Annotated in this window: 2 protein-coding genes and 1 pseudogene; all 3 read left to right on the plus strand. The window is 34.3% G+C overall.

Annotated features, from left to right (window positions below; all coding sequences use genetic code 11):
- Positions 1 to 818, plus strand: an 818-nt coding sequence (locus tag ACFILO_RS08925) for a toprim domain-containing protein (protein ID WP_375678165.1), incomplete at its 5' end; no start/stop codon positions are given.
- Positions 819 to 830: 12 nt separating this feature from the next.
- On the plus strand, positions 831 to 2,438 hold the full coding sequence (locus ACFILO_RS08930) for a YfjI family protein (protein ID WP_375630626.1): 1,608 nt from the start codon (positions 831 to 833) through the stop codon (positions 2,436 to 2,438).
- A gap of 584 nt (positions 2,439 to 3,022) precedes the next feature.
- A pseudogene (locus ACFILO_RS08935) lies at positions 3,023 to 3,478 on the plus strand (type ISP restriction/modification enzyme); the annotation flags it as partial.
- Between the last annotated feature and the right edge of the window lie 1,693 nt (positions 3,479 to 5,171).

The raw sequence follows: 5,171 nt of genomic DNA on the forward strand, positions 1-5,171 counted from the left end.
TTTGGCATGGGCGTTATGGAACAGCCCGTTGCCCTGCTCATGATGATAGGCTGCCTAGTTTATCTATTTCTAATGGACATGATGGGCGTCTTTTACTCTATTGTTATGCTGGTTGCTCTTTTAGAGAGATCATACAAGCGCTTATTAGAATTGGGTTGCTTGGAAAACAAGCTTATGCTCATACGCTCTCTTTCTCAAAACAGTTTTGTGCTGATCTCAAACGAGCAAAACAGAAAGCAGAGAGAGCAAAAGCAATTTGGCAACAAAGCCAACCAATCAAAAATACTTTAGCAGAAACCTATTTACGTATGCGGGGTATTACATGTGATTTGCCTACTGATTTACGCTTTTACGACAAATGTCCACACCCCTCTGGGGGTACACTGCCCGCGTTAGTGGCTCTTGTTAAGGGTGCTGGTTCCTTTGCCATTCATAGAACCTTTTTAAAAGACAATGGCTGCAAAACAGATCAGAAACCAGCAAAAGCCATGTTGGGATCTGTAACAGGTGGTGCTGTGCATTTAAGTCAAGGCAATCCCAAACATCTGGTCATTTGTGAGGGCATTGAAACCGGTCTGGCTCTTTTGTCTGGGTTGTTATCAGAGCCCGTTGATTTATGGGCGTCTCTTTCAACCAGTGGCATGATGCGTGTGAATTTACCCCATACAAAAGGACGTCTCACCATTGCAATGGACGGCGATGATGCGGGTCGTAAAGCAGGTTTTACCCTAGCTGCACGTGCTTATAGCCAAGGCTTTGAGGTCTTTATGATGCAAGCTCCAAAAGGAACCGATTTTAATAACGTATTACTTTCTTAAAAGAGGGAAACTATGAAAGATAGTAATTTACAAAACAATAATGAAAATACTCCCATCAATGATAACGATAATGTCTCTTTAAACGAAAATACTTGTTTAAAAGCCATTTCTTATGAACAAGCCTTGCAACAAAATGGTTGGGGGCAATTACAACCGATTGCTACGGCTCTCTTACCCGTCGAGCCTTTTAAAATATTCCTGCTTCCAACACCATTAATAAACTATGTTTATGACGTTGCTGATATTCAACAATCTTCTATCGATTTTGTTGCTGTTTCTGCTTTATGTGGATTGTCTGCTGTCATTGGAAATGGCGTGCGGGTTTCTCCAAAACAACATGCCAATTGGAAAATTGTTCCTAATCTCTGGGGTGCCATTGTGGGGGAACCTTCAACTATGAAAACAGATACCATGGAAGCTGCTTTAGCACCTCTTGATGTTTTTCAAGAGGAATGGCATCAAGAATGGTTAAAGAAGAAAAAACAGCAAGAAACAAAAGATATTCTTATTGAATTAGACAAAAGAGAAAAGAAAAAACAAGCCTACAAAGCACTCAAAGATCAAGACGAGGAACAAGCCCTTGCTCTTCTTTCTCAATCTCTTGAACATAAAGAAAGTGAGGAAGATGACACGCTTAATAAACGACGTCTTATTGTCAACGATGTGACCGTCGAAAAGCTTGGGGAATTGTTAAAAGAAAACCCCCGTGGTCTCTTGTTGGTTCGTGATGAATTATCTGGTTTTTTATCCGATTTGGAACGGAAGGAATATCAATCAGACCGTTCTTTTTATCTAACAGCTTTTAATGGCAAAAAATCATACACCTATGACCGTATAGGACGGGGAACCATTTTTATTCCCAATGCAACCATTTCCATTATTGGGGGCATTCAACCTTCACGGATTATTCCCATTATTCAAGCAATGCACCATGGAACAAATAATGACGGCTTATTGCAACGGTTTCAAATGCTGGTGTGGCCCGATGAACGAAAAGAGCGGTTATGGGTTGATAGACCTCCCAATCAAAAGGCATGGGAAAGTTATCAAGGAATTTTTCGTTCTCTTTATGATAAACCATTAGGATCACCAAAACACCCTATTACCATACGCTTTTCTGCTGAAGCTCAAGAAATGTTTCGTGTATGGTGGGAAAATTTTCAAAGAACAATCAAAGGAGGTCATTTCTCATCAAGTTTACAAGCGCATCTTTTGAAAATGAATAAAACCATACCAACCCTTGCATTGATTTTTGAATTGAGTGAAGGGGGGCGTTTTGAAATCAATAGAGATGCCCTTGAGAGAGCCTTATATTGGGAAGAATATCTGATAAGTCATGCAAAACGTCTTTATGCGGCGAATGATACATTAACAGCAGAGCGTGCAAAATTAATTGTAGAGCGCTGTGATCTTTTACCCAATGTTTTTACGGCAAGAGATATCTATAGACGGTGTTGGAGATCTTTAAAAGACAATGGAGCCGTTAAGCAAGCTTTAGAGCTTTTATGTCGTTGTAACTATATTCGTGAATTTCCTATAGAGGGGAATGAATTAGGTCGGCGTCCTGATAGACGGTATGAATGGAATCCTTTGGTTAAAAACAACAGCATAAAACAATAAAGAAATCTCTTTTGAAGTCTTTAAGACAACCACGCAAAACTCTTTTTATGGCATTCTCATCAAGGAACTTTTTTCCAAAAGCAAATGATCTGAGTGACCTTATCAGAAGAGTTTTGTCAGTCTTGTCAGTTCATTCTAGCTCCTATATTATTTTTTTTAAATGAGAGAAAATTAAAAACATTATATTTCAATAGGTTAGTATTTTAACGATACAACCTATATCGACAATACAACCTTAAATACAATCAATAATATATATTTGTCAGTTTGTGTCTGTAAATTGAACTAACAAACTAGATTATTTTAGTGACTCATAAAACCTATCAAAATAATCATTATGATATTTTAAAAGCACATGCTTCATTTGTCTTTTTCCATAAAATAAACAGCAAATTTCACTATTTTGCTGATCTGATCTCTCTCATGGACTGCGGATAAACAGCATTTAAAAACTCTTTTGAAAAAATTATCGGCTTTTTTAGCATTTTTCTGCATTTTTTCTCAATTCGTTCAAAATGGATTTAATAAGCTTCGTTTTAATTCTTTTGAAGAGAATTAAACCCCTTATACGAAAACGGAGCTCTGTTGTAACAGGGCGTGAACTGGATCATTTGCACGTGAATTATGAAACTGTAAAACCTTATCCCGTAACCTTTAAAAAAGGTAATCCAAAAGTTACAGAGATCTCTAATCCAGAAAAATTCTATTACGTGACTGAAATGAAATTCGCAAAAGCAGGTAAAGAGAAAGATAAAACCACTGTTATTTATAATAACAATATCACAATAACAGATATCCCTCTTGACGCTTGTGAGTATATCGTTAATGGTAAATCCGCTCTTGAATGGGTTATGGGGCGTCAATGTGTTAAGACTGATAAAAAGAGTGGCATTGTTAATGATGCCAATCGTTATGCTGTTGAAACCATTGGCAACCCTGCCTACCCTCTAGAGTTATTTCAGAGGGTTATTACCATAAGTTTAGAGACAATGAAAATTGTTAAGAACCTACCAAAATTAGAAATAAGAGAAACTGAATAACTTAAAAGCATGCTCACATAATGGGTATGATAAACTCATAAGGGGTATAAGGTTTTATACCTATAGGTTCTTATATCCCTTTTATAAATTGCTGACATACAATCTTTAAAAGGATAATTTATCATACGTTATTTAAAAAGAAGAAACTTGCACTTTTAGATACTCTTATTTACATTGCCTTTAAAAGATTAAACCGTAATCTAAAATGAGTGCTTTATTGTTATCAGAAGCTTTATTTAAAGAGGGTTATGTATATTCATTTTCTTATATTACTTATAGGTTTTGAATGTTTCTACCCCCCCAAAACCCTTACAAAACATAGAGCATTAGTTGAATTTATAGGTTGTACTATTGATATAGGTTGTTTTTTGAAAAATTGATAAAAAATAACATATTGAAATATAATGACTTTTATTTTTTATTGAAAAATATGTAAAGGGGGGCGTAAAAAGCACCTCCAAAACTCATAACCATAATGGTCTTGATAGCATTTATTATGATTATAATCCCTTTCTTTTGAAAGGCTTTAAAAGATCACATACTCTCATAAGACATGTTTTAATCATTCACTAAATGATCACTTTTGTCGATTCAATGTACTGACATAAACTGACAAATATATATTTACAGTTGTATTTATTTGTTATGGCTGTTTTAATAAGTTGTATTTTGAAAAATTCATAAAACTTAACTTATTGAAATATAATGATTTTAATTTTCTCTCATTTAAAAAAAATGATATAGGTTCTAAAAAGAACTGACAAAAATGACAAAAGTTTATTAAAAGGGATTTTGCTCATCTCTATAATGATCAGTTTCTATTGAGATGTTTTCATAAGTGTTTTCATAATGGTCTATAAATCACAATTATCATATATCCTATTTATCATTTCTCTTATGAAACTGAAAAATGATGCCATGGCTATAAAGAACATAACAGCTATAGAGAAAGCAAAAATGCAAATGAAAGCATTTGTTATAAAGACAGTCCCTATAAAGGCTGTTAAGTCTAAAATGTGTTATTAAAGAAATTAACAGAAATCTTAAAAGCCATTTAGTGACAAAATTGATAGGTTATAAAGTTTAAAATACGCATTATGAGAGCGTTTCTAAATATTATAAATGTATAGATTCAGAAAATAACGCAATCGTTTCATAAAACCTATAATATAGCTTTAAAAGCACATAAATATAAAAGAAGCAATTAATAAGCATAAGATATTATCAATACACAACGTATTTAAAAAAATACAAAAAAGATAAAATATTGTTTGACAATAAATACGTATTTTGTTATATAAATAATCAAGTGATAGAAACACTTAGTGATTAGCGGATAGGTTACGAAACAGCCTCTCCCATGCCTTTAAAATACTGACTTTCTTTTATGCTTTTGTTAGTATATGAGAATTTTGTCGGGTGTGGTTATGCCATACAATACCCTTTCAAGGGGAAAGCATACAGCGGACTAATCACCGTGTTTCTAGCGCCCGACGCCCATTAGGGGGTCAATAGAAACCTTTTATGATTAGAAAGAATTTAAAATGACAAATTCAAACACCCCCCCCGTTATCTCTTCTATTTCAAATGAAACTGTGCTTGTTAATAAACAAAATCCTGCAAAAAAATACGAATTTATTGATGATTGTGAATATATCGATGGTCATTTCTTAACTCGAATTAGAGCCTTAAG

It is taken from the genome of Bartonella sp. AP72JLCBS (genome assembly GCF_042195705.1).
Classification (GTDB): Bacteria; Pseudomonadota; Alphaproteobacteria; order Rhizobiales; family Rhizobiaceae; genus Bartonella.